This is a genomic window from Bradyrhizobium rifense (assembly GCF_008123425.1).
Taxonomy (GTDB): domain Bacteria; phylum Pseudomonadota; class Alphaproteobacteria; order Rhizobiales; family Xanthobacteraceae; genus Bradyrhizobium; species Bradyrhizobium rifense.
The window spans coordinates 85,966-110,890 of record NZ_VSSS01000031.1 but is presented as its reverse complement, the minus strand read 5'-3'; the positions used below and the strand labels follow the sequence as shown (position 1 = coordinate 110,890).

Sequence of the window (24,925 nt, the reverse complement as noted above, 5' to 3'; positions counted from 1 at the left end):
TTATTCTCCACTTTGCGCAGACGGCAGCGAACCGGGCGCCGTCTCGATCTCGGTGCCCTCATGGCGGCGCATGCCGTTGTGAATGACATAGACCATCGCCTCCGACGCCGCCACGGCATCGCCGGACGTGATCGCGTCGACGATCTTCTGATGCCAGAGCAGCACGGTGTCACGGTCCTCCGGCTCGACCGGGGCACTGAGCAGGAACGAGGCGCGCAAAGCAGCCTCGATCACATGCCCGATCGAGCGCATGAACAGATTACCCGATGCCCGCGCCACCGCAACGTGCAGTGCGAGATCGGCATCGGCAAAGCCGACGGAATCGGAGGCCTCGAGCCGCATCCGTTCCATGCTGCGGCGGAGCTCCACGATATCCTCCTCGGACCGCTGCGCCGCCGCCAGCGCCGCGGCCCGCGGCTCGACCGCGAGGCGGATCTCGGCGAGATCGTCGAGAAAGCGCTTGTCGATGCCGGCATCGAGATGCCAGGCCAGCACGTCGGCGTCGAACATGTTCCAGGCGGCGCGCTCGCGCACGACGGTGCCGACCCTTGCCTTGGTGGTCAAAAGCCCCTTGGCGACCAGCGTCTTCACACTCTCGCGCAGCACCGGCCGCGACACGCCGAACATTGCGATCAGCTCGGCGTCACCCGGCAACCGCGCCCCTTCGGCATAGCGGCTAGCGATGATGTCGACGCCAATTGAGCGGGCGACCTCCGCGTGGTTGGAATGGGCCCGCCGTGTCGGGATGACGACGATGCGCGAGGTCATGAGACGGCTCCCGCGCGTTTCGCCGCCGGCCGTCGCGCCAGTGCGACCAGCCCCTGCTGCAGGGCGATGAAGGCGAACAGCAGGACGCCGGTCGCGATCTTGGTCCACCAGCTCGACAGCGTTCCGTCGAAATTGATGTAGGTCTGGATCATGCCCTGGATCAGAACGCCGAGGAAGGTGCCGATCACCGAGCCCTGCCCGCCTGTGAGCAGCGTGCCACCGATCACCACGGCCGCGATGCTATCGAGTTCGACGCCGACGGCGGAGAGCGAATAGCCGGCACTGGTGTAGAAGGAGAACACGATGCCGGCGATGCCCGCAAGCAGGCTCGACAGCATGTAGATCTTCACCGTCATCTTGCCGACCGCCACGCCCATCAGGCTTGCGGTGGCCCGGCCCCCGCCAAGGGCATAGACGTTGGCACCGAACCGGGTGAGACGCAGCAGCAGTACGCCTCCGATCACAATCGCGAGCATGATGATCGCGATTGCGGTCAACCGCCCGCCGCCGGGCATGCGCAGCGCGAAGTCCGACACGGTCGAATAGACCGGCGCGGTGATCGGCACCGATTCCGTCGAGAGCAGGAAGCTCGCACCGCGCGCCAGGAACATGCCGGCGAGCGTCACGATGAAGGGCGGCAGGTCGAAGACGTGGATGATCGCGCCCATCGCGGCGCCAAAGGCCGCCGAGAGCGCGAGGATGGCGACGAAAGCGACCAGCGGCGGCACGCCCCAGCGCTCGATCGCGAGCGCCACGAACACGGTGGTGAAGCCGATCACCGAGCCGACCGAGAGATCGATGCCGCCGGAGATGATGACGAAGGTCATGCCGGTCGCGACGATGCCGAGGAAGGCATTGTCGGTGAGGAGATTGCCGACCACGCGGGTCGAGGCGATGTTGGGAAACTGCAGCGCGCAGAGGGCGAAGCCTGCGACGAGGACGATGGCCGTGATCAGGACGGGCGGCAGGCCTTTCATGGTTTCGTCCTCCGCAGCCGCGCCATGATCCCGGCAAAGCCCGACAGTTTGGGCGATTGTAGCAGGAGCACCGCGAGCACCACCACGGCCTTGACCAGCAGATTGAACTCCGGCGGATAGCCCGACAGCAAAATGCCGGTGTTCATGGTCTGGATGATCAGCGCACCGAGCACCGCCAGGACAAGGCTGAAGCGGCCGCCGAACAGCGAGGTGCCGCCGATCACCACCGCGAGGATGGCGTCGAGCTCTAGCCAGAGGCCGGCATTGTTGGCATCCGCGCCCATGATGTCGGCCGCGGCGATCACGCCGGCGAGCGCGGCGCAGACGCCGCACCAGACATAGACCGCCAAAATCATCGCGCGCGTGCCGACGCCGGCAAGTTCGCTCGCCCGCGCATTGCCGCCGGTCGCCTCGATCAGGAGTCCGAGCGCCGAGCCGCGCACCACCGCGCCGGTCAGGATCAGCATGCCGAGCGCAATCTCGATCGGCACCGGCACGCCGAGAATGGCGCCGTTGCCGAGCCAGACCAGATCCGGCGAGCTGAAGGTCACGATGCGACCTTCGGTGATGAGCTGGGCGATGCCGCGACCGGCGACCATCAGGATCAGCGTCGCCACGATCGGCTGCATGCCAAGCACGGCGACGAGGAAGCCGTTCCACAATCCGCAGACGAGCCCCGCACCGAGCGCCGCCGCCAGTACCACCGGCAGGCTATGACTGTCGGCGAGGCTAGCTGCGATCGCGCCGCAGATCGCCATCACCGCTCCGACGGAGAGATCGATGCCGCGCGTCGCGATCACCAGCACCATGCCGAGCGAGAGCAGCGCCACCGGTGTACCGCGGTTGAGCACGTCGATCAGGCTGCCGAACAGCCGGCCGTCCTGGAGGCGCAGATCGAAGAATTGCGGCGACACCACGCGGTCGACCGCGAGGATAACGATCAAAGCCAAGATCTGGGCAAGGCCGCGGCGCGGCAATAGCGCTGTCATGCCCGGGCCTCTTGCATCGCCGCGCCATCAGCGGCGATGGCCGCGAGAATGTTGGTGACGTCGATGGCCTCGCCCGAGAGCTCCTCGACATGGGCACGATCGCGCAGCACGACCACACGGTCGGAATAGGTCACGATCTCGTCGAGCTCCGAGGAGATCACGAGCAGCGCCAGCCCGTCGTCGCAGAGCTCGCGGATCAGGCGGATGATCTCGGCATGCGCGCCGACATCGATACCGCGCGTGGGTTCATCCAGCACGAGCAATCGCGGCGCGGTCGCGAGCCAGCGCGCCAGCAGAACCTTTTGCTGATTGCCGCCGGAGAGCAGGCCGACGGGCCGTTCGGCATCGGGCGGGCGGATGTCGAGCATCTTGACGTAACGGCGCGCGAGTTCGTCCTGCTCGCGACGCGACAGCGGCCGATGCAGCCCGCGCTTGGCCTGAAGCGCCAGCACGATGTTCTCGCGCACGGTGAGTTCGGCGACGATGCCGTCGGTCTTGCGCTCCTCCGGGCAATAGCCAAAGCCGTGGCGCACGCCATCGCGCGGCGACTGCAGCCGCACGGACGCGCCCTCCACCTTCGCCTGCCCGCCATCGGCGCGCTCGGCGCTGAACACCAGCCGCGCCGTCTCGGTGCGGCCCGAGCCGAGGAGGCCAGCGAGGCCGACGACCTCGCCATGGCGCAGCTCGAGATTGAACGGAGCGACATAGCCGGCCTTGCCGTAATTCTCGAAACTCGCGCAGATCTCGCGCGGCGGACGGTCGTTCGCCGCCGCTCGCGCGCCGGTGGTCTCGGCCAGCTCGCGGCCGAGCATCATCCGGATCAGTTCGAGCCGCGGCAGCGAGGCGGTCTCGCGCTCGCCGACCAGGCGACCGTTACGCAGCACAGTGATGCGATCGGAGATCTCGTAGACCTGGTCGAGAAAATGACTGACGAAGACGATGCCGATGCCGCGCCTGGCCAACTGGCGCATGATGCCGAACAGGATCTCGACCTCATGACGGTCGAGGCTCGCGGTCGGCTCGTCCAGGATCAGCACGCGGGCGGAAAGATCGACGGCGCGCGCGATCGCGGTGACGTGTTGTATGGCTATCGAATAATTGCCGAGTGGCGCCGCGACATCGATATCGAGTCCGAACTCAGTTAGCAGCGCTTTGGCGCGGCGGCGCATTTCGCCTTCGCGCACGATGCCGAAGCGCATCGGCTGGCGGTCGAGAAACAGATTCTGCGCCACCGACAGGTTCGGCAGCAGGTTGACCTCTTGGTAGACGGTGGCAATGCCGGCTTGCAGTGCAGCCTTGGCCGAGCGCGGCGCAACTTCTTCGCCGCCCAGACGAACGACACCGGCATCGCGCGGGAACACGCCGGTGATGACCTTGATCAGCGTGGACTTGCCGGCACCGTTCTCGCCGAGCAGCGCATGGATCTCGCCGGCCCGAAGCGTGAAGTCGACCTCCTGCAACGCGCGCACCGCACCGAAGCTCTTGCTGATCCCGCGCACCTCCAACAGGGAAGGAGCCGGATCAAGGCTATTCTCCATAACGACGTCACTCCCACCGGCGCCCGCTTATGCTGCGGACACCCAGCCTATTCGTTCGTGCGGCGGATGCGAAGGGCGTTGCCGGATCGCAAAGAGCGATCCGGCAAGGCGCCCGCCTCAGTAACCGAGGCCCTTCTTGCTGTCGTATTCCTTTTGCGGATCATCAGCGGCGGTGAGCAGCCTGGATTCGGTCTGGATCCACTTCGGCGGAACGGTGCCCTTCTCCTTGAACGCCGCAACGGCATCGAAGGCCGGGCCCGCCATGTTCGGCGTCAGCTCCACCGTGGCGTTAGCTTCGCCGGCCACCATCGCCTTGAAGATATCAGGAACCGCGTCGATCGAGACGGTGAGGATGTCCTTGCCCGGCTTGAGACCGGCCTCCTTCATCGCCTGGATCGCGCCGACCATCATGTCGTCGTTGTGGGCATAGACAGCGCAGATGTTCTTGCCGCCGCCTTCGGCCTTGATGAAGCTCTCCATGACTTCCTTGCCCTTGGCGCGGGTGAAGTCGCCGGTCTGGCTGCGCACCACCTTCAAATTGGCGTGCTTGGCGATGGCGGTGTCAAAACCCTTCTTGCGATTGGCGGCGACGCTGGCGCCGACCGTGCCCTGCAATTCGACGACGTTGCAGGCCTTGTCGCCGACGGTCTTGGCCAGCCATTCGCCGGCGACCGCGCCTTCATGCACGCTGTCGGAGGTGACGGCGGTGAGATAAAGGTCCTTGCCGGACGGATCGATGTCGCGGTCGAGCAGCACGACCGGGATCTTGGCTTCCTTGGCTTCCTTCAGCACCGAATCCCAACCGGTCGAGACCACGGGCGCGAGGAAGATCGCATCGACATTCTGCGCGATGAAGGAGCGGATCGCCTTGATCTGGTTCTCCTGCTTCTGCTGCGCATCGGCGATCTTGAGATTGACCTTGCGCTTGGTGGCCTCCTGCTTGGAGACCGACGTCTCGGCCGCGCGCCAGCCGGATTCCGATCCGATCTGCGAGAAGCCGACGGTGAGCTCGGCCGCATTGGCCGGCAGCGCGAGCAATAACGCGGCCGTGGCGCTGGCCGCAAAAAGGGCTTTGAAGGTCATCAGGCGTGTCTCCCAAAATGTTGTCCGGGGCGCCGTTCGGTAACATGGCACCCTCAGGCCGGCCTTTGACGCGGCGGGAGGCACTATTTCACGGAAGTTTACATCAGTATAGTCATATTATCTGACTATTAGGACGAATGATGCAGGGATGCCGACTGATCGCGCAGATGGCATGCCAAGCGCGACTTTGTTCCGCGACGCAACGCAGAGATGAAGGAGGTTTTGTGGGTGCGGCGGCGCGCAAACTCCTCCCCGTCGTTGCGAGCGCAACGACGTGAATAGAAGTCTGCGTATGTCGACCAAATCGACTCGTGGCGAGACGAAGCGCTAGATCAGCTTCCGCTGCGCCAGGTTCTTCATCAGCGCGCCGATGCCGAAGGTCCAGGGCTCGCACTCGTCGCTGGTACGCATGCGGTTGACGAGATTGCCGAGCTGAGGTGCTGATATCGTGACGATGTCGTCGCGCTTGTGGGTGAACCCCTGCCCCGGCGCATCGCGATCCTTGACCGGCGCGAACATCGTGCCGAGGAACAGCACGAAGCCATCAGGATATTGATGCACCTTGCCGATGGTCTGCGCGACGAGATCGGTCGGATCGCGGCTGATCATGCTGATCGAGGAATGGCCATCGAGCACGAAACCGTCCGCGCCCTTCACATTCAGGCTGATATCGAGCTTGCGCGCATCGTCGAGCGTGAAGGTGTCGTCGAACAGGCGCAGCAGCGGTCCGATCGCGCACGAGGCGTTGTTGTCCTTGGCCTTCGACAAGAGCAGAGCCGAGCGGCCCTCGAAGTCACGCAGATTCACGTCATTGCCGAGCGCGCCACCGACGATCTTGCCGCGGCTGGAGACGAACAGCACCAGCTCGGGCTCGGGGTTGTTCCAGGTCGACTTCGGATGCAGCCCGGCGTCCATGCCGGTGCCGACCGAGGACAGGGTCGGCGCCTTGGTGAAGACTTCGGCATCGGGACCAATGCCGACTTCGAGATATTGGCTCCAGGCGTTCTGGTCGATCAGCACCTGCTTCAGATGCATCGCCTGGTCCGAGCCCGGCTTCAGCTTTGACAGATCGTCGCCGATCAGCCGGGTCACTTCCGTGCGGATCGCTTCAGCGGAAGCCGGATTGCCTTTGGCCCGTTCCTCGATCACGCGCTCCAGCATCGAGATGGCGAAGGTGACGCCGGCCGCCTTCAGGGTCTGGAGATCGACTGGCGCAAGCAGCCAGGGCTTCTTGGGATCGCGCCCATCCGGCGTGGTGTTGGCGACGATGGCTTCGAGATCGCCGATGCGCTCGCCCTTGGTCGCGACGAGCGTATTGGCGGGATTGTCTTCCTCGCAGAGCGCGCTGACGGTCGGAAATTTCGCGGTGACGTCGAAGACGCCGTCGCTGCGCACGGCGACCACGGCGGGGCCATTGACCTGCGGCAGCCAGACGCGGCCGACCAGCGTTCCCTTCGTTCCATCCTCGGGGAGAAGGTCTTTAACGGACAGTGTCGTCATGGCCGGCGTCCTCGCTGTTTTTTGGATCGGCCGCGTTCAATCAGCGGCCGATCACGTTGGCGAAGACAAATAAACGTCTGGCGGGCGAAGTCCAGACCGGCAGCGATGAGCCGCTATGCCCCTGCCCGTGCCTTTATGTGCCTGCTCGCGCTTTGCGGGCCGCGATCTGCTGGAGCGCCCAGCGCGCGTTCTTGCGGACATCGGGATCGGCATCGTCGGCGATGACGGCCAGGAACGCCTCTCCGTCGGGATGGGCGATCTCGCCGAGCGCGGCGGCCGCTTCCTTGCGCAAATTCGCCTGATCGTGGTTGATGCAATTGCCGATCGGCCGCACCGCGCGCTCGATCTTCATCTTGCCGAGGCTGCGGATCGCCTTCAGCCGCACCTGCCAGAACTCATCAGTGAGCGCGCCGACGAGCTGGTCGGCGGCGATCGAACCGTTGACGTTGAGACCGAGCGTTTCCGCCGCCATCTCGCGGACCATCCAGTCGGCGTCCTTCAAGGCTCGCGTAATCGTCTCAGCCGCGGGCTTCATCTGCGAAAAGGCCAGCGCGCTCACCGCGGCACGGCGGACATGCGCATCGGGATCGTTGATCAGCGCGGTAAGCGCGGGAATGGATTCCTCCAACTTCAGGAAGCCGATCACGCCGATCGCCTGCACGCGCACGGCGGCATCGGAATCCTGCAGCGCTTCCAGCGCGGGCTTCAACGTGTCCTTGCAGCGCAGCTCCTTCAGCGCGCGCAACGCGCCCATGCGGACGAAGGCGTGGGCGTGCTTGACCAATGGCAGGATGATCTCTGCACAAGCCGGATCCTTGAACTCGGCCATGCTGTCGGCCGCGGCCGATGCCACGATCCGTTCCGGGTCGACCAGCAGCTTCACCAGCGCGCCTGCCGTTTCCGGCCCGTCGAACTCGCCAAGCGCCATCGCGACCTGCTGGCGCACGCCGGCATCCGGATCGGCCACCATGTTGGCGAGATGGCCGACCGCGGCGGGGTCGCCGGAATGACCGAGCGCAATAATGGCGACGCGGCGTTCGGCGGGATCCGCGGCCTGGAGCCGCTCGTCGGCGTCTTCGAGATCGTCATAGGATTCGAACGGGCTCGACATGCTCACCTCAACAGATAGGGAATGTTGACGGTAACGGCGCCGGTCGGGCAATCGGCCTCGCAGGGCATGCAGTACCAGCACTCGTCATAGGCCATGTAGGCCTTGCCGGTCATATCGCTGATGCGGAGCACGTCGAGCGGGCAGACGTCGACGCACACGGTGCAGCCCTTGTCGGCAATGCATTTGGCATCGTCGACGACCACCGGAACCGATGTCTGATAGGACGCGAGAGGCATTTGATGTCTCCTGTTGCTGTGGTGCGGTGAATCAGGCGGTGGCGCGGATGCGCTGCTTGTCGTAGAGGTCCTTCTCGTCGTCGGCGATCGGCACGACATAGGGCTCCACGGCACGCTTCTCGCTGGTCATCTTGCCGTTCTGCTTCGACAGCAGCGTGTGGCAGAACCAGTTCTCGTTGTCCTTCTCCGGGAAATCGGTGCGCCAGTGATAGAGGCCCCAGCGGCTCTCCTCGCGATACAGCGAGGCATGCACGGCCATGTCGGCGCAATCCATGATCGACTGCACTTCGAGCGCGCGCAGCAATTCGTGGGCGTTGCGCGCGATCATGCGCTCCTGCATGTCCTCGCGCGCCTCGGCGAGGCGGCGCATGCCGAGCTCATATTTGCGCGTGACCTTCGGCGGCTGGAGGTAATCGTTCACCAGGCGGCGCGTCTTGTACTCGACCTGGTTCGGCGGAATGCCGTCTTCGCGCTTGGTCGGCGCCAGCACGCGATCGCGCTCCTTGGCCACGTCCTGCGCATCGAACTCTGCAAAATCGTGGCTGTCGGCGAATTCCATCGCGTCGATGCCGGCGACCGAGCCGTTGGTGAAGGCGCCCAGCATGTAGTTGTGCGGCACGCTCGCCATGTCGCCGGCGGCATATAGGCCGGGCACGGTGGTGCGCGCATTGTCGTCGACGAACACGCCGGAGGCGCTGTGGCCGGAGCAGAAGCCGATCTCGGAGATGTGCATCTCGATCGACTCGTTGCGGTAATCGACCCCGCGCCCCTGCTGGAACAGGCCGCGCGTCGGCCGCTCCACCTTGTGCAGCGTCGATTCGATCTCCTCGATGGTGTTCGGATGAAGATGCTTGAGCTGGAGGAACACCGGGCCTTTGCCGGACAACAGCTCGTTGTAGAATTCCAGCATCATCTGGCCGGACCAGTAGTCGCATTCGATGAAGCGCGATCCCTCGTTGTTGGCGGTGAATGCGCCGAAGGGACCGGCGACATAGGCACAGGCCGGGCCGTTATAGTCCTTGATCAGTGGATTGATCTGGTAGCATTCGAGGTTCGCGAGCGCGGCGCCGGCGTGGTAGGCCATCGCATAGCCGTCGCCGGAATTGGCGGCATTCTCGTAGGTGCCGAACATGTAGCCGGAGGTCGGCAGACCCAGTCGGCCGGCGGCGCCCATGCACAGGATCACGGCCTTGGCCTTGATGACGAGGATCGCGGCAGTCCGGGTGTTGACGCTGATCGCGCCGGCGATGCGGCCATCAGACGATTTGAGCAGCCGCGTCGCCATGTAGCGGTTGGAGATCAGGATGCGGGCGCGTCGGAGCTGGCGGTACAGCGCCTTCTTCACGGTCTCGCCATTCGGCATCGGCAGCACGTAAGTGCCGATGTGGTGCACCTTCTTGACGGCGTAATCGCCGTTCTCGTTCTTCAGGAAACGGATGCCGAAGCTGTCCAGCTCTTCGATGATCTTGTAGCAGTTCTGGGCGTATTTATAGACCGCCTTCTGGTCGACGATACCGTCATTGGCGATGGTGATTTCCTTGGTGTACTGCTCCGGCGTCGCATAGCCGGGGATGACGGCGTTGTTCAGGCCGTCCATGCCCATCGAGATCGCGCCGGAGCGCTTGACGTTGGCCTTTTCGAGCAGGACGACATTGGCCTTCGGGTTCTTCAGCTTCGCCTTCAGCGCCGCCATCGGGCCGGCCGTGCCGCCGCCGATCACGAGCACGTCGCAGGAAACCTCCGAAAGTCCGTCGACGATCTGATCTAGTGCCATCGCTTGCTCCTGGTTCGCCGGTCCGGCGCCTTTGCATCAGATTTGTTCAGGGGGCGTCCCGGCGATAGCAATTAGTTGTCGCCGGGCCGCGATTTGCGCGTCAGCGCTCGACAAAAGCCTTTTCGATCACGAAATGGCCGGGCTGGCTGTGATTGCCTTCGACAAAGCCGCGCGCGGAGAACATCGCAGGCAGTTCCTCGAGCATCGCCGGGCTGCCGCACAGCATGATGCGGTCGGTCTCGATATCGAGGCCGGGTTGCCCAATGTCGTCGAACAGCTGGTTGGAGGCGATCAAATCGGTGATGCGGCCGCGGTTCCTGAACGGCTCGCGGGTGACGGTCGGGTAGTAGACCAGCTTGTCGCTGATCAGAGGTCCGAAGAATTCGTGATTGCGCAGGCCGTCGACGAGGTGCTCGCCATAGGCGAGCTCGGAGACCTGGCGACAGCCATGGGCGAGCACGATGGTCTCGTAATTCTCGTAGACGTCGGGATCCTTGATCAGGCTCGCGAACGGCGCGAGGCCCGTGCCGGTCGAGAGCAGTAGAAGACGCTTACCCGGAATGAGATTACCGGTGATCAGAGTGCCCGTCGCCTTGCGGCCGACCAGGATGATGTCGCCTTCCCTGATCTTCTGCAGGCGCGAGGTCAGCGGGCCGTCCTGCACCTTGATCGAGAAGAATTCGAGCGCCTCCTCGTGATTGGCGCTCGCCATGCTGTAGGCTCGCATCAACGGCTTGCCCTCGACCTCCAGCCCGATCATGGCGAACTGTCCGTTCTGGAAACGGAATCCGGGATCGCGCGTCGCGGTGAAGCTGAACAAGGAGTCGGTCCAGTGCCTGACCGACAAAACCGTTTCCTTCTGAAATGCGCTCATTGTCTCTCCTTGGCCCTCGATGACGCGCAAGGTTTCGGAGAGACGGGACTCCGGCAACGCGGAAGTGAAATTCCCGGTCGATTAGTTTCACATTTCGCCGGCAATTAGTTGCTATCCGCGCGCGCCGGCGTCGACGTAAAGAGGAAGCGGAGGTTCGTCATGACCATAACCCTGGTGGCACCGACCGTGACCGACTACGAAGTAAGCGCCGACCTCTCGACGCTCCTTGTCCGCACGACCGAAGGCGATGCGCTCAGCGTTCCCGCCGAAAAACTCCGCCTCTCCTGCAAATGCGCCCACTGCACCCGCGCCCGGTTCGACGACCGCTTTCCGGAAGCGTTTCCGGCGATTGCGATTACGGAGATCGGCGATCTCGGATATGGGTTGAACATCTCGTTCTCGGACGGACATAATCGGGGGATTTACCCGAAGCCATATTTGTTGAGCTTGGCGGGGCGTTAGGCATCCCACAAACTCCGCTGTCATTCCTCGCGAAAGCGGGGAATCCAATACGCCGCGGCCTCTCCGTATCCCATTGACGTCTCTGGAATACTGGGTCGCCCGGTCGAGCCGGGCGACGACAGTGGAGTAAAGCTGGCACGGACATTGCTCCTCTTTAGAACGATTTGAACGTTCCGGAGGCAGACGATGTTGCAGGCGGCAAGTGCGGTGCGCGGGACTGTTCCCCCGGCAGTCCGGCCTGCGGGTAGCTCCTCGCTGCTGCTGACCGAGAACCAGCAATGGATCGGCGGCCCGCCGCCGTTGATGGACAAGCTCACCCAGCGCGAGCGGGAACTGGTGCTGAAGCAGGGCCGGCGAAAAGTACTCAACCGTGGCCAGACGCTGTTCAGCCAGGGCGGCAAGCATGACGGCATCTGGCTGATCGAGAGCGGCCGCATCCGCGTGTTCTACACCTCGCCGCTCGGGCGCGAGATCACGCTCGCTTATTGGCATGTCGGCAATTTCGTCGGCGGGCCCGAAGTGTTCGAAGGCACGGTGCATCAGTGGTCGGGCGTCGCATCCAGCAATTGCAGTGTGGTGCACCTGCCCGGGAAGGAACTGCGCGCGCTAGCCGTAGAGATCCCGAACCTCGCGATTGGCCTCATTGAAGGCCTCACCTTCAAGGGCAAATGCTATTCGGCGCTGGCCCAGATGCTGGGAACGCGCTCGATCACGCAGCGCCTTGCGCATCTCTTGCTGCATCTCGTCGAGCTCTACGGCGTCGAGGATGCCGACGGCCGCGTGATCGCGGCTGCCTTCACCCACGCCGACATCGCCCACATGGTCGGCGCCACCAGGCAATGGGTGACGATCAGCCTGAAGCGCATGCAGGAGAAGGGAATCGTCGTCACCAAGCGCTCGCAGATCGTGGTCTGCCGGCCGGACGTGCTGGAGGAGATGCGCGGTCAAGGCGCCGACTAACGCCGATGCACAGGCAAGCGGCTTTATAGTGCAGGACTGCCCAAGGAGTATGCAATCGGCTTTTCCCGGCAACTAATCGACTGCGGCGGTCATTCCGGATTTGCCCTGTCGGTGCCCTCCCCCAATCATGGCAACCACAGCACATCCAACCGAATGAGGATGAGAATGGTCCGCCATCTTCCCACGCTCTCGATCGCGATGTCGGTGACGTCGCTGGCGCTACTCCTCGCGCAGCCGGCCTCGGCGGAAACCGTTACCCTCGGCATCGGAACGCAGGACACCACGACCAACACGGTAACCGCGGGCGTCGTCATCCGCCAGCTTCATCTCCTTGAAAAATACCTGCCCAAGGACGGCAAATATTCCAACATCAAGTTCGAGCTGGAGTGGCAGAATTTTACGTCCGGTCCGCCTGTCACCAACGCAATGATGGCGAACAAGCTGCAGATCGGCATGATGGGCGACTATCCGCTGATCGTGAACGGCTTCACCTTCGACAGCAATCCGGAGAGCAAGAGCCGCCTGATCGGCATCGCGGCCTACAGCCTGTCCGGCTCCGGCAACGGCATCGTCGTTCACAAGGATTCGCCCTACTACGATCTCGCCGATCTCAAGGGCAAGCTCGTCAGCGTGCCCTTCGGCTCCGCCGCGCACGGCATGGTGCTGAAGGCGATGCAGGACCGTGGCTATTCGTCCGATTTCTTCCAGCTCGTCAGCCAGAGCCCGGAGGTCGGCTCGACCAATCTGCAAGAGAAAAAGATCGACGCGCATGCCGACTTCGTTCCGTTCGCCGAACTCCTGCCGTTCCGCGGCTTCGCGCGAAAGATCTTTGACGGCGTCGAAACCAATCTGCCGACCTTCCACGGCATCGTGGTCCGCACCGATTTCGCCGAGAAATACCCCGAGGTCGTCGTCGCCTACTTCAAAGCGCTGATCGCGGCCAACCAGTGGCTGCGCGACAATCCCAAGCTCGCCGCCGAAAAAATCCAGGAATGGACCGGCATCAACAAGGAAGTCGTCTACATCTTCCTCGGTCCCAGCGGCAACATGACCACCGACCCCACGGTCAAGCCGGCGCTGATCGATGCCGCCACCGCCGATGTCAAGGTGCTGCAGAATCTCGGCCGCATGAAGGAGTTCGACCCGAAGAAATGGGTCGACGACAGCTACATCCGCAAGGCCTATGCCGAGATGAAGCTCGACTATGACGCCCAGCTTGGCAGCACCAAGAATTACGAGATCTCCGGGGAAGACACATTCTGCAAGAAGCCGATCGCCGATCCGCGCAAGGCCGGCGAGGTCTGGGTCGATGATGCCGGCATCCTGCCCTTCTCGTCGGCGAGCTGCACGTTAGGGGCCTACGCCGACTTCAAGGCCAAGGGCAAGAAGATCAATGTCGCCTACGTCTTCGACACCACCCGCGGCATCAAGCTGTTCGCCGATCAGGCCTTCTTTGCGGTCGGCAATGGCGAGGTCGCCCCGTTCCTGCTCAAGAAGGACGCGGAGGCCTATGCCGCCAAGATCAGCGGCAAGGTGCTCGGCTTCGACGACGCGGTGAAGGCGGCAGTCAGCGGAGGCAAGACGTGAGCAGTCCCGCCATCCTCAGACAGTCCGAGGACAGCAGCATGCCAGCAGCCCTTGCCGAGGCGGGCCCAGCTCCCGCCGTCACGCCACCCGCAACACCGCCCTCCTTCGGTACACTGGCGCTGCGCTGGTACCGGCTGAATCAGGGCCGGCTGCGCGCGACCGCGATCGGCATCATCTCGCTGCTCGCCTTCCTGCTGGTCTGGCACCTGCTCACGACCTACCGCGTCGTTTTCTTCGTGCGCTTCACCAACGTGCCCTCGCCGCTCGCGGTCTATGCGAGCTTCACCAAGGCGATCCACGACCCCAAATTCCTCCTGCACATCTTGCTGAGCTGCCGGCGCATCTTCATCGGCTTTTCGCTGGCGGCGATAGTCGGCGTGCCGCTCGGCCTGATCATGGGCCGCTTCAAGCTGGTGCATGAGATCATCTTCCCGATCGCCGAAGTGCTGCGGCCGATCCCAGCGATCGCCTGGGTGCCGATGGCGATCATGCTGTGGCCGACCAACGAGCAGAGCATCGTCTTCATCACCTTCCTCGGCTCGTTCTTTCCGATCCTGGTCAACACGCTGCACGGGATGTCCTTGGTCGATCCCGTGCTGGTGCGCGCCGCGCAATGTCTCGGCGCGCGCGAGCGCTCGATCTTCCGCGAGGTGTATTTTCCGGCATCGCTGCCGCACATCTTCACCGGCCTTACCGTCGGCATGGGCGTCGCCTGGGTGTCGCTGATCGCGGCCGAAATGATCTCCGGCCAGTACGGCATCGGCTATTTCACCTGGGAAGCCTACTCGCTGGTCCAGTATCCCGACATCGCACTCGGCATGATCGCGATCGGCGTGCTCGGGCTCGGATCGAGCGTACTGATCCGGGGCGCGGGACATCTGGTGATGCCGTGGAGGTCGACGAGATGAGTGAGATTCTGGCGAGCGAACGGAAAGGCCATATCGAGGTCAGAAACTTCTCCCTCAGCTATGACAGCATCGAGGGACCGGTTCAGGCGGTCATGGACACGCAGATTCATGTGAAGCCCGGCGAGTTCGTCTCGATCGTCGGTCCCTCCGGCTGCGGAAAGTCGACGCTGCTCAATGCGGTCGCGGGCTTTCTCAAGCCGACCACAGGAATCGTCACCGTCGATGGCGAGCGCGTGAACGGCCCCAGTGCCGAGCGCGGCATGGTGTTCCAGCAATACTCGCTGTTTCCCTGGAAGACGGTACGGGAGAATGTCGAGTTCGGCCTGAAGATGCGCGGCATGCCGCGTTCGCAGCGCGAGCGCGCCGCGCGCACGCTGCTCGGGCTCGCTGGCCTCGAAGCTTTTGAGAAGCATTATCCGGAAAAGCTCTCCGGTGGCATGAAGCAGCGCGTCGGCATCGTCCGCGCTCTCGCGACGGGCCCGAAGGTGCTGCTGCTGGACGAGCCCTTCGGCGCGCTCGACGCGCAGACCCGGGTCATCATGCAGCAGATCCTCACCAACATGTGGCAGCGGCTGAAGATCTCGGTGCTGTTCGTGACCCACGACATCGACGAGGCGATCTTCCTCTCCGATCGCGTCTACTGCATGACCGCGCGTCCGGGCTCAATCAAGGCCGAGATCCCGATTCCCCTGGAGCGGCCGCGGCAGCAATCGATGATGATGTCGTCGGAATTTCTTGCACTGCGCCGCGGGCTGATGTCGCTGATCCGCGAGGAAAGCCTGAAGGCGATGGGCGGCGAGATCAGCGACATGGGCATGCAGGGGCTCAACATCGAGCTGCACGGCCATTCGCTGGCGGATGTGATCTGATTACCTCGCCCCGCTTACGCGGACGACGGTCTCGTAGGGTGGGCAAAGCGAAGCGTGCCCACCATCTGTAACACGCCAAACCGGGTGGTGGGCCCGACGCTATCGCGCCTTTGCCCACCCTACGGCAGCCTCCGTCCCTCACTTAAACCAATGCACCAGCGCGATGCTGATCCCCAGCAGCAGCATCAGCGATAGCGTTACCGCAGCCGTCACCCGTCCCCCGACATTGGCAAGCACCTTCACGTCAACGCCGAGGCCGAGCGCGGCCATCGACACGACGGTGAGGAAGCCTGTGATCCGCGTGATCGGAGCCACCACCGTGCCCGGCACGATCTCGAGCGAGCGCAAGGTCGCGAGCGCAAGGAAGCCGAGGATGAACCACGGAACCAGGCGGAAGAAGCCGACATTGGTCTTCTTGCCGCCGGTCTGCCAGCGCGAGGCAACCAGCGAGAGGCCGACGACCACGGGGCCGAGCATCAGCACGCGCATCAGCTTGACCAGGGTGCCGATCTGCGTGGAGATCAGCCCCGCCGGCACCGTCGCCGCGAGCACCTGCGGTACGGCATAGACGGTCAGGCCGGCGAGGATGCCGTATTGCGTGGCCGTCAACTGCAACAGCGGGATCAGCAGCGGCAGGCCCAGCACCATCATCACACCGAGGATGGCGGTGAAGGAGATCGAGGATGCGATCTCGTCGCTGTTGGCGCCGATGATCGGCGCCACCGCCGCGATGGCAGAATTGCCGCAGATCGAATTGCCGCAGGCAATCAGGATCGACAGCCGCGTCGACAGGCCAAGCAAACGGCTAAGACCGAAGGAGACGCAAAGGGCCACCACGACGACGGCCGCGATCGACGCCAAAAGGGCGATGCCCGAGGCCGCGATCGCGGCAAAGCTGATGGAGGCGCCCAGCAGCATGACGGCGACTTCGAGCAGCTGCTTGGCGCTGAAGGCGATGCCGGCCTGCCAGCGCGGCGCCGGCTTCCAGAAGCTGCGCACGGCCATCCCAAGCAGGATCGCCATCACCAGCGCTTCGACATAGGGATGCTCGAAAACGCCCAGTTCGGCCCGTTCGAGTAGAGCCGAGACACCCGCGACGGCGATGCAGAGGAGAATGCCGGGAATCAGCGCGAGGATGCGGCTTGCGGCGGAGGTCGGCTTGGAATCGGCCGGGCTGGATGCTTGATTCTGCGACACAAATCTCTCCCAGAGGAGAAAGATTTATACGCACGACGGTCGGGTTGGGGAATAAGTTTTCGGCATATCAGGGCCGAGGGAAGTTCTATCCTCAGCCCGGATTAATCCGGCTCAGAACAGCAGATTCTTGGCGAGCGAAGCCACGTGGCTGAAGCTGTCATAGACGCCCGGCTCGAAGAAAGCCGCGCGCGCCACCACGATGGCGGCGACCAGCGACCAGAACAGGCCCGTGCCGGCCCGCAACACCAGCTTTGCGGCGCGCGACTGCGGCTGGGTGTCCGTTGCGGACACCATCTGCTCGCCGAAGGGCTCAAATCCAGTACGTTCCATGGCTATGCCAATCCATCAAATTCTGAACAGAATGTCGTCGTTTCGGCCCCAAACGGCAATGGAAGCGATTGGCGTTTTTACCCCCCGGAGGGGAAACTCCTTCCGCGGGACGGTCACAAGACAATAGTTTTCTTCTTCCGCCCTATTTGGGACGGGAGCGGGCCGGTGCCGCGCCGCGTAGACGCCCCAGCGCTGGTCGACTACCGTGCCCTGCCCGCAGCTCCTTCGTTCGCCCCTCCAGGATCGGACTCATCGGATCGCCGGAGATCAGAAGAAGACGATGAACATCGCATCTCCCCGCCAGCCGCTCGACCTCGCCTCTGCGATTGCCGAAGCGGACATCCGCTGCCTGCTGATGGTGCTGGTGCACATGACTGGCGACGAACGCTGGCTCGAGCCGCCGTATTTGCCCAGGCGCGACATTCGTCTCATTCCCGATCCCGAGGCCGGCGTGCCCCGCGAGATCCAGGACGAAATCCGCGCCGCTGTCGTCAAGCTGTTTGCCGACGGCACGCCGAAGCCTGTCATCACCGATCCCGGCGAAGAGCTGCTGCTGAAGATGATGCGGGCGTGCCTCGGCGAGAACGTCGCGCCTGAATATGCGCCGCTGATGCGCGAGGAGATGGGCTTTGTGGCGCGCGAGGCGCGTTGGACGGCGCGTCCTTCGAACGCGAAGCTCGCCGAACAACATGTGCTGATCGTCGGCGCCGGCGTCTGCGCAATCGCTCTTGGCGTGGCGCTCGGCCATCTCGGCATTCCCTACACCATCGTCGAGAAGAACGCCGAACTCGGCGGCACCTGGTGGATCAACCGCTATCCCGGTTGCGGCGTCGACACGCCGAACCACTCCTATTCCTACTCGTTCGGCTCGGGCAACGCATGGACGCGCTATTTCTGCCAGCGCGAAGAACTGCTCGGCTATCTCCTGAAGGTCGCCGACGAATACGGCATCCGCAAGCATCTGCGCGTCAACACCGAGCTGACGGCGTCGCGCTGGGATGAAGGCAAGCGGCGCTGGATCTCCACGCTGAAGACCGAGAGCGGCGAAGAGACGTTCGAATCCACCGCGCTGGTCTCGGCCATCGGCCAGCTCAACGATCCCTCACGCGCGCAATTCAAGAGCGAAGAAAACTTCAAAGGCACAATCCTGCACTCGGCACTGTGGTCGGACGGCATCAAGCTCGACGGCAAGCATGTCGCCGTGATCGGCACCGGCGCGACGTCGATGCAGCTGGTGCCGGCGATCGCCGGCTGCGTCGCCTCGGTCACCGTCTATCAGCGCAGCGCGCAATGGGCGCGGCCGGTGAAGGGCTATGCCGACCCGATCAGCGAGGGCGCGCGCTGGCTGCTCGCGTATCTGCCGTTCTATGTGCAGTGGTACCGCTTCAACATGTTCTGGCGCTATGGCGACGGCTTGCTGCCGTTCCTGCGCAAGGACCCGGCCTGGCCGCATCCGGAGCGCGCCGTCAACAAGGGCAACGACCGGCACCGCCAGGAGCTGACCGACTTCATCCTGACCGAACTGAAGGACCGGCCCGACCTGATCGAAAAATGCGTGCCGACCTATCCGCCCTATGGCAAGCGCATCCTGCTCGACAACAACTGGTTCAAGACCTTGAGGCGGGACAATGTCGAGCTCGTCACTGACGCGATCGACCATTTTGATGAAAGCGGCATCGTCACCGCCCGCGGAGACCGCCGTCCCGCCGACATCATCGTCGTCGCCACCGGCTTCAAGGTGACGGAGATGGCTGCGCGCCTCAACATCAGCGGCCGCGACGGCAAGAACCTCCGCGAGGCCTGGGCCAACGACAATCCGACCGCGTTCCTCGGCCTCACCGTGCCCGACTTTCCAAATTTCTTCTGCATGCTCGGGCCGAATTCGGGCCCGGCCCATGGCGGCAGCGTCATCTTCCAGTCCGAATGCCAGAGCCGCTACATCTCCGCCTGCCTCGCCGACATGATCGAGCACGACATCGCCACCATCGACGTCCGCCCCGACGTGCTCGATGATTATGTGCGCAAGGTCGATGCCGAGCACGAGGGGATGATCTGGACCCATCCGGGCATGAGCACCTACTACCGCAACTCGAGCGGCCGCGTGTTCTCGGCGATGCCGTGGCGGTTCGTGGACTATTGGCGCACGACGCACGATCCGGATCTGGGGCAGTACAGGCTGACGAAGGGGTAGGTCTCGCGACCCTACGCCGCGAGCCCACTCCCGACAGGCGCAAACTCCATCCCGAGGCTCTCCGCCACGGCCTTGTTGGTGATGCGGCCGCGATGAACGTTGAGCCCGTCGCGCAGATGCTGATTTTCCAGCACTGCGGCAAAGCCCTTGTTGGCGAGCATCAGACCGAACGGCAGCGTCGCATTATTCAACGCCTGGCTCGACGTCACCGGCACCGCGCCCGGCATGTTGGCGACGCAATAGTGCACGACGCCGTCGACCTCGTAGGTCGGGTCAGTGTGCGTCGTCGCATGCGAGGTCTCGAAGCAGCCACCCTGGTCGATCGCGACATCGACCAGCACGGCACCCGGCCGCATCGATTTCAGCATTGCCCTTGTGACGAGTTTTGGCGCGCTGGCGCCGGGCACCAGCACCGCGCCGATCACGACGTCGGCGGAAAACACCTCCTCCTCGACCGCCTCGATGGTCGAGAAACGGGTGCGCACCCGCCCGAGAAAGACATCATCCAGCTCGCGAAGACGAGGAATCGAGCGATCGATTACCGTGACCTCGGCACCAAGGCCTGCGGCCATCCGCGCGGCCTGCGTTCCCACCACGCCGCCGCCGAGAACAACGACGCGCGCCGGCTGCACGCCGGGCACGCCGCCCAGCAACAGCCCGCGACCGCCGGCCGATCGCTTGAGCGCGGCGCCGGCGGCCTCGATGGCGAGGCGGCCGGCGACTTCGCTCATCGGCGCAAGCAGGGGGAGGTGACCAGCCGCGTCGGTGACGGTTTCATAGGCGATCGCAGTGCAACCGGACGCGAGCAGGCCCTTGGCCTGTTCGGGATCCGGCGCGAGATGGAGGTAAGTAAAGAGGATCTGGCTTTCACGAAGCTGGGCCCATTCGCTTTTCTGCGGCTCCTTCACCTTCACGATCATGTCGGACTTGGCGAAGATGTCGCGCGCGCTCGCGGCAATGGAGGCCCCTGCCCGCTCGTACACCTCGTCGGACGCGCCGATGCCGCTGCCGGCGCCGGTCTCGACCGTGACCTGATGCCCAGCGGCGACATATTCGCGGACAGCGCCCGGGGTGAGACCGACGCGATATTCCTGGACCTTGATCTCCTTGGGCACACCGACACGCATCTTGGGCTCCTTTTGATTCACCCCGCGATCGTAGCGACGCGGGCAGTTTGGTTTCGTGCAAATATCCGCTAGCTTTGGCCTTCCCGCGCCGGTTTCCGGCGCGCAGACGCCCTTTCACGCTGGAAACGAAACCTTGGCCCTCGACCGGAAAGATCTCGCCATTCTCGCGGAACTCACGACCAATGCGCGCGCCAGCCACACCGAGCTCGCCAACAAGGTCGGCCTCTCCAGCACGGCGCTGGCGCGGCGGCAGAAGACGCTCGAGGATGACGGCTACATCCAGGCCTACCAGGCCGCGCTCGATCTGGCGCAGTTCGGCCTCACCACCACGGTGCTGGTGCGCATTGCGCTGGAGAGCCAGAGCGACGAGGCGCTGAAGGCGTTCGAGGCGGAGGTCGTGAAGTGCCCCTCCGTCGTGCGCTGCTTCCTGATGTCGGGCACCGACGACTACATCCTGATCGTGCTCGCCCGCGACATCCAGGATTTCGAGCGCATCCACCGCACCGAACTGTCGCGCCTGCCGCGTGTCGCGCGCGTGCAATCGAGCTTCGCACTGCGCGAGGTCGTCAATCGCGCGGTGCCGACCGTGGTGTTCGGCGAGACGAAGCGCTGATCAGATCGACCGCGCGCCGCAACGCGGTGTCAAGCGCGTGATTCACAAGCCACCTTCATTTCCTCATCAATGATATTTGAGGTGCCGTTCAGCCGAACGGTTGAGGCGCGATGGGGTGTTCATCAGACCCACATGAAGAGGACGCGACGTAGCCGGCGTCGCGGTTCCATTCATACAACCATCTGATTTCGGGGTCTTCGATGTTTAAATCCAACCGCCGTATCTTCATTCAATCCATTGCGTTCGGTGCCGGCGTCCTGGGCGCCGCCAAATCCGCGCTCGCAGCGCCCGACGGGCATGCCGCCGGGTACGACGTCGCTCCGGCGTCGGAATTCCTCAAGACCATTCCGCGGAAATCCGGCGATCCCGTTGTGTTCACGGCGTCGCTGGACAAGGGGCCGATCAAGGCGACATCAGGAGGCTGGGCGCGCGAGGTCACAGCCCGGGGCCTTCCGCTCGCGACCGGCATCGCCGGCGCCCATCTCTACATCAACGCGGGCGGCGCCCGCGAGATGCACTGGCACAATTCGGCCGAGTGGGCCTACGTCGTCGACGGCCACTGCCAGGTGACGGTGGTCGACCCCGACGGCCAGCTCGAGGTCGCCAACCTGGGGCCCGGCGATCTCTGGTATTTTCCGACAGGCCACAGCCACGCCATCCAGACGCTGGGGCCCTCGGCCTGTCACGCCGTCCTCGCCTTCGATGACGGACTCTACTCCGAACACGGCACGTTCGGGATCAGCGACTGGATGAGCCGCTACGACGCCCCGGCCCTATCGCAGGCGCTGGGCGTCTCCACGGAGATATTCAACGCCAATCCGAAGGCCGAAACCTACATCATGCAGGGCGAGGTGCTGGCACTTGACGGGCCGCAGGCCAAAATTGCCCGCCCGCTGGATCGCGATCGGACGCACCGCTTCCCGCTGATGTCGCAGAAGCCGAAGGTAAGCACGCCCGGCGGCGCACTCTATGTGGCCTCCGCCAAGGAATTTCCGGTCTCGAGCGGGATGACCGGGCTGGTCCTCAAGCTCAAGCCCGGCGCGATGCACGAACCACACTGGCATACCGATGCCAACGAGTGGCACTACGTGCTGAAGGGACGCACGCGCGTGACACTGTTCGCATTCGACAAGCGTGTCGCCGTCGCCGAGCTTTCGCCCGGGGACTGCGCCTATATCCCGCGCAATTGCGGCCACTCGATCGAGAATGTCGGCAAAGAGGACGCCGAGATGGTTGGCGTACTCGACAGCGGCGCATATCGCGAAAGCAGCCTGACCGATTGGCTGGCGAAGGCGCCCCGGCATCTGCTTGCCAATAATTTCGGTGTTCCGGAGACGGCGGTGGCAAATTTCGGGCGAAAGCGCATGATCATCGCCACCGCGAGCTGAGCGCTCCTTCAGACCCGAATGCTGTCATAGAACTGTCATCGAATGTGCAGAGACCTGTCCGTCTCTGCACATTCGGGACATGCCATGGACTATTTCAAGCGCTTCAACTTCCTGTTCGCCGCACCAGTATTCGACGCCGATGACCTCGAGGGCATCCGCTTCAGCCAGATCATCGAGGAGATCCAGCGCTCGGGCTTCGAGGTGGTCCGGGCCCGCAAGCTGGAGGACGCCGAAATCGCGGTGCAGACCGATGCGGCGATCGGTTGCATGGTGGTGGACTGGGGTAAGAAGGGGCTTGAGGGCAAGACCTCGGCACTGATCAATCTGATGCGTCGCCGCGGCCTCGACTTCCCGATCATCCTGCTGATCCGGCGCAAGCGATTCGAGGACCTTCCGGTCGAGGTCCTCGACTTCATCGACGGCTACGTCTTCCTCTCCGAGGAGACGCCGACCTTCATCGCCAAGAATTTGATCAGCCGGCTCAAGCAATATGCCGAGACGCTGAAGACGCCGTTCTTCGGCGCGCTGGTCGATTACGCCGAGGAAGGCAACCAGCTCTGGACCTGTCCGGGCCACAATGGCGGCGTGTTCTACAACCGCAGCCCGATCGGCCGGGTCTTCGTCGAGCATCTCGGCGAGTCCGTGTTCCGCGACGACCTCGACAATTCCGTGCTCGACCTCGGCGACCTCCTCACCCATGAGGGGCCGGCGCTGAAGGCGCAGAAGGAGGCGGCAGCGATCTTCGGCGCTGAAAAGACCTATTTCGTGCTCAACGGCACCTCGACCTCGAACAAGGTCGCGCTCGGCGCGCTCGTCACCGACGGCGACCTCGTGCTGTTCGACCGCAACAACCACAAGGCCGCCCATCACGGCGCGCTGATGATCAATGGCGGCATCCCGGTCTATGTCCCGACGATCCGCAATGCCTGGGGCCTGATCGGCCCGATGCGCTGGGACGTGCTGGACGAGAAGGCCCTGCGCGAGGCGATCCGCAATCATCCCCTGGTCACGGACAAGGACGCCTGGCGCAAGGAGCGGCCGTTCCGCGTCGCCGTGGTCGAGCAGTGCACCTATGACGGCACGATCCACAATGCCGAGATGATCCTGAAGCGCATCGGCCATCTCTGCGAATACATCCTGTTCGACGAGGCCTGGGCCGGCTTCATGAAGTTCCACCCGCTCTATGCCGGCCGTTTCGCCATGGGTCTCGCTAACCTTCCCCCGGAAGCGCCGGGCATCATCGCGACGCAGTCGACCCACAAGCAGCTCGCGAGCTTTTCGCAGGCATCCCAAATCCACATTAAGGATCGTCACATCCGTGGTCAGAAACGGCGCGTCGAGCACCGCCGCTTCAACGAAAGTTTTATGCAGCACGCATCAACCTCTCCCTTCTATCCCCTCTTCGCATCACTGGATGTCGGCGCGCAGATGATGAAGGGGCGCTCGGGCGAAGTGTTGTGGGACGACACGATCCGGCTCGGCATCGAGCTGCGGAAGAAGATCCGCGCGATGCGCCGGGAGTTCGAGGAGAAGGAACAGAACGCAGACCGGCGCTGGTTCTTCGAGCCGTTCGTGCCCGATCGCGTCGCCATCCCCGACGTCAGCCGCCCCGGCACCGCGCACAATGTTGCCTGGGAGACGCTGTCGACCGACGAACTCGCCACCAATCCCGCGCTCTGGCAGCTCGGCCCCGACGGCAACTGGCACGGCTTCGCCGGCATGGCCGAGGGCTTTGCCATGACCGATCCGAACAAGCTGACGCTGCTCACCCCCGGCTTCGACCGCGCCACCGGCGCCTATGCCGAGCACGGCATCCCCGCCCCGGTCGTCGCGCAATATCTGCGCGAAAACCGTATCGTCCCTGAAAAGAACGACCTCAACTCCCTGCTCTTCCTGCTGACGCCGGGCGTCGAGGCGAGCAAGGCCGGCACACTGATCTCCGGCCTCGTCGCCTTCAAGCGACTGCACGACGACAATGCGCTGCTGGCCGACGCGATCCCGGAATTCTACCAGCGGCGGCAGGCGCGCTACGCCGGCGTGCGGCTGCGCGATCTCTGCGGCGAGATGCACCGCTTCTTCCGCGCCGCCGATGTCAGCGCGCTCCAGGCGCGGCAGTTCATGCCGGAGCACATGCCTGAGATCGCCATGTCGCCGCGCGATGCCGCGCGCTTCCTGTTCAAGAACGACGTCGACTATCTGCCGATCGAAGCGATCGCCGGCCGCATCGCCACCACGCCCTTCGTGGTCTATCCGCCCGGCATCGCCACCATCGTGCCCGGCGAGCGGCTCACGGAACGGGCCAAGCCTATGGTGGATTATCTCAAGATGTTCGAGACCTGCTTCAATACGTTTCCAGGCTTCGATGTCGAAATCCAGGGCGTCTACAAGGAGGTCGATGCGCGCGGCCACATCGGACTCTATACCTACGTGGTTGCCGAGTAGG

General features: G+C 63.9%; 22 protein-coding genes. 9 read left to right on the top strand and 13 right to left on the bottom strand.

The genetic code is table 11. The features are described 5' to 3' along the window. The 10 genes from FXB40_RS20880 to FXB40_RS20835 all read right to left on the bottom strand — a co-directional run bounded on the left by FXB40_RS20880 (position 1) and on the right by FXB40_RS20835 (position 10,850). Positions 1-768 carry a FadR/GntR family transcriptional regulator gene (locus FXB40_RS20880; RefSeq protein ID WP_148774056.1) on the bottom strand — a complete coding sequence of 256 codons (768 nt, stop codon included), beginning with the start codon at positions 766-768 and terminating at the stop codon, positions 1-3. Then, positions 765-1,745 (bottom strand): galactofuranose ABC transporter, permease protein YjfF, encoded by a 981-nt coding sequence (yjfF, locus tag FXB40_RS20875; protein WP_148774055.1) that lies wholly within the window; start codon positions 1,743-1,745, stop codon positions 765-767. The genes FXB40_RS20880 and yjfF overlap by 4 nt, the downstream gene beginning before the upstream one ends. Beyond that, positions 1,742-2,734: an ABC transporter permease gene (locus tag FXB40_RS20870; RefSeq protein WP_148774054.1), complete on the bottom strand. Its 993-nt coding sequence runs from the start codon at positions 2,732-2,734 to the stop codon at positions 1,742-1,744. Before FXB40_RS20870 ends, yjfF begins: the two co-directional genes overlap by 4 nt. Next, positions 2,731-4,272 carry a sugar ABC transporter ATP-binding protein gene (locus tag FXB40_RS20865; RefSeq protein WP_148774053.1) on the bottom strand — a complete coding sequence of 514 codons (1,542 nt, stop codon included), beginning with the start codon at positions 4,270-4,272 and terminating at the stop codon, positions 2,731-2,733. The genes FXB40_RS20870 and FXB40_RS20865 overlap by 4 nt, the downstream gene beginning before the upstream one ends. Before the next feature lie 117 nt (positions 4,273-4,389). Next, entirely contained in the window at positions 4,390-5,355 is a 966-nt protein-coding gene (ytfQ, locus tag FXB40_RS20860; RefSeq protein WP_148774052.1) for a galactofuranose ABC transporter, galactofuranose-binding protein YtfQ, read from the bottom strand. Between the two features lie 327 nt (positions 5,356-5,682). After that, positions 5,683-6,855 carry a fumarylacetoacetate hydrolase family protein gene (locus tag FXB40_RS20855; RefSeq protein WP_148774051.1) on the bottom strand — a complete coding sequence of 391 codons (1,173 nt, stop codon included), beginning with the start codon at positions 6,853-6,855 and terminating at the stop codon, positions 5,683-5,685. Between the two features lie 133 nt (positions 6,856-6,988). Then, on the bottom strand, positions 6,989-7,966 hold the full coding sequence (locus FXB40_RS20850; RefSeq protein ID WP_187437020.1) for a HEAT repeat domain-containing protein: 978 nt from the start codon (positions 7,964-7,966) through the stop codon (positions 6,989-6,991). Positions 7,967-7,968: 2 nt separating this feature from the next. Next, on the bottom strand, positions 7,969-8,202 hold the full coding sequence (locus FXB40_RS20845; RefSeq protein ID WP_008141081.1) for a 4Fe-4S dicluster domain-containing protein: 234 nt from the start codon (positions 8,200-8,202) through the stop codon (positions 7,969-7,971). A gap of 31 nt (positions 8,203-8,233) precedes the next feature. After that, positions 8,234-9,976, bottom strand: a complete 1,743-nt coding sequence (locus FXB40_RS20840) for a fumarate reductase/succinate dehydrogenase flavoprotein subunit (protein ID WP_148774049.1) — start codon at positions 9,974-9,976, stop codon at positions 8,234-8,236. 100 nt (positions 9,977-10,076) lie between these two features. Continuing rightward, positions 10,077-10,850 (bottom strand): ferredoxin--NADP reductase, encoded by a 774-nt coding sequence (locus tag FXB40_RS20835; RefSeq protein ID WP_148774048.1) that lies wholly within the window; start codon positions 10,848-10,850, stop codon positions 10,077-10,079. Positions 10,851-11,009: 159 nt separating this feature from the next. On the opposite strand from FXB40_RS20835, the gene FXB40_RS20830 reads away from it, so the two are divergent. The 5 genes from FXB40_RS20830 to FXB40_RS20810 all read left to right on the top strand — a co-directional run bounded on the left by FXB40_RS20830 (position 11,010) and on the right by FXB40_RS20810 (position 15,636). Further along, positions 11,010-11,312 carry a gamma-butyrobetaine hydroxylase-like domain-containing protein gene (locus FXB40_RS20830; RefSeq protein WP_148774047.1) on the top strand — a complete coding sequence of 101 codons (303 nt, stop codon included), beginning with the start codon at positions 11,010-11,012 and terminating at the stop codon, positions 11,310-11,312. Positions 11,313-11,498: 186 nt separating this feature from the next. Further along, entirely contained in the window at positions 11,499-12,272 is a 774-nt protein-coding gene (locus FXB40_RS20825) for a Crp/Fnr family transcriptional regulator (RefSeq protein WP_148774046.1), read from the top strand. 165 nt (positions 12,273-12,437) lie between these two features. Beyond that, a complete protein-coding gene (locus FXB40_RS20820) occupies positions 12,438-13,859 on the top strand; it encodes an ABC transporter substrate-binding protein (RefSeq protein WP_187437019.1) in 1,422 nt (473 codons plus the stop codon). After that, complete coding sequence (locus FXB40_RS20815; protein WP_148774044.1) at positions 13,856-14,767, top strand: ABC transporter permease; 912 nt, start codon at positions 13,856-13,858, stop codon at positions 14,765-14,767. The genes FXB40_RS20820 and FXB40_RS20815 overlap by 4 nt, the downstream gene beginning before the upstream one ends. Next, positions 14,764-15,636 carry an ABC transporter ATP-binding protein gene (locus tag FXB40_RS20810; RefSeq protein WP_187437018.1) on the top strand — a complete coding sequence of 291 codons (873 nt, stop codon included), beginning with the start codon at positions 14,764-14,766 and terminating at the stop codon, positions 15,634-15,636. The genes FXB40_RS20815 and FXB40_RS20810 overlap by 4 nt, the downstream gene beginning before the upstream one ends. Positions 15,637-15,774: 138 nt before the next feature. Here FXB40_RS20810 and FXB40_RS20805 read toward each other — a convergent pair whose 3' ends face one another. Both FXB40_RS20805 and FXB40_RS20800 read right to left on the bottom strand, forming a co-directional pair. Next, positions 15,775-16,833 (bottom strand): YeiH family protein, encoded by a 1,059-nt coding sequence (locus FXB40_RS20805; RefSeq protein ID WP_148774042.1) that lies wholly within the window; start codon positions 16,831-16,833, stop codon positions 15,775-15,777. A gap of 111 nt (positions 16,834-16,944) precedes the next feature. Then, complete coding sequence (locus tag FXB40_RS20800; protein WP_148774041.1) at positions 16,945-17,163, bottom strand: hypothetical protein; 219 nt, start codon at positions 17,161-17,163, stop codon at positions 16,945-16,947. Positions 17,164-17,443: 280 nt separating this feature from the next. Here FXB40_RS20800 and FXB40_RS20795 point away from each other — a divergent pair, with 280 nt between their 5' ends. Continuing rightward, positions 17,444-19,354 carry a flavin-containing monooxygenase gene (locus tag FXB40_RS20795; RefSeq protein ID WP_148774040.1) on the top strand — a complete coding sequence of 637 codons (1,911 nt, stop codon included), beginning with the start codon at positions 17,444-17,446 and terminating at the stop codon, positions 19,352-19,354. Positions 19,355-19,365: 11 nt separating this feature from the next. Here FXB40_RS20795 and ald read toward each other — a convergent pair whose 3' ends face one another. Further along, positions 19,366-20,481 carry an alanine dehydrogenase gene (ald, locus tag FXB40_RS20790; protein ID WP_148774039.1) on the bottom strand — a complete coding sequence of 372 codons (1,116 nt, stop codon included), beginning with the start codon at positions 20,479-20,481 and terminating at the stop codon, positions 19,366-19,368. A gap of 133 nt (positions 20,482-20,614) precedes the next feature. Between ald and FXB40_RS20785 the strand changes: the two genes are divergently transcribed. The 3 genes from FXB40_RS20785 (at position 20,615) to FXB40_RS20775 (ending at position 24,924) form a co-directional block, all read left to right on the top strand. Next, a complete protein-coding gene (locus FXB40_RS20785) occupies positions 20,615-21,094 on the top strand; it encodes an Lrp/AsnC family transcriptional regulator (RefSeq protein WP_187437017.1) in 480 nt (159 codons plus the stop codon). A gap of 200 nt (positions 21,095-21,294) precedes the next feature. After that, positions 21,295-22,482 (top strand): cupin domain-containing protein, encoded by a 1,188-nt coding sequence (locus FXB40_RS20780; protein ID WP_148774037.1) that lies wholly within the window; start codon positions 21,295-21,297, stop codon positions 22,480-22,482. Positions 22,483-22,566: 84 nt separating this feature from the next. After that, positions 22,567-24,924 carry an Orn/Lys/Arg family decarboxylase gene (locus tag FXB40_RS20775; RefSeq protein WP_148774036.1) on the top strand — a complete coding sequence of 786 codons (2,358 nt, stop codon included), beginning with the start codon at positions 22,567-22,569 and terminating at the stop codon, positions 24,922-24,924. Position 24,925 lies beyond the last annotated feature (1 nt).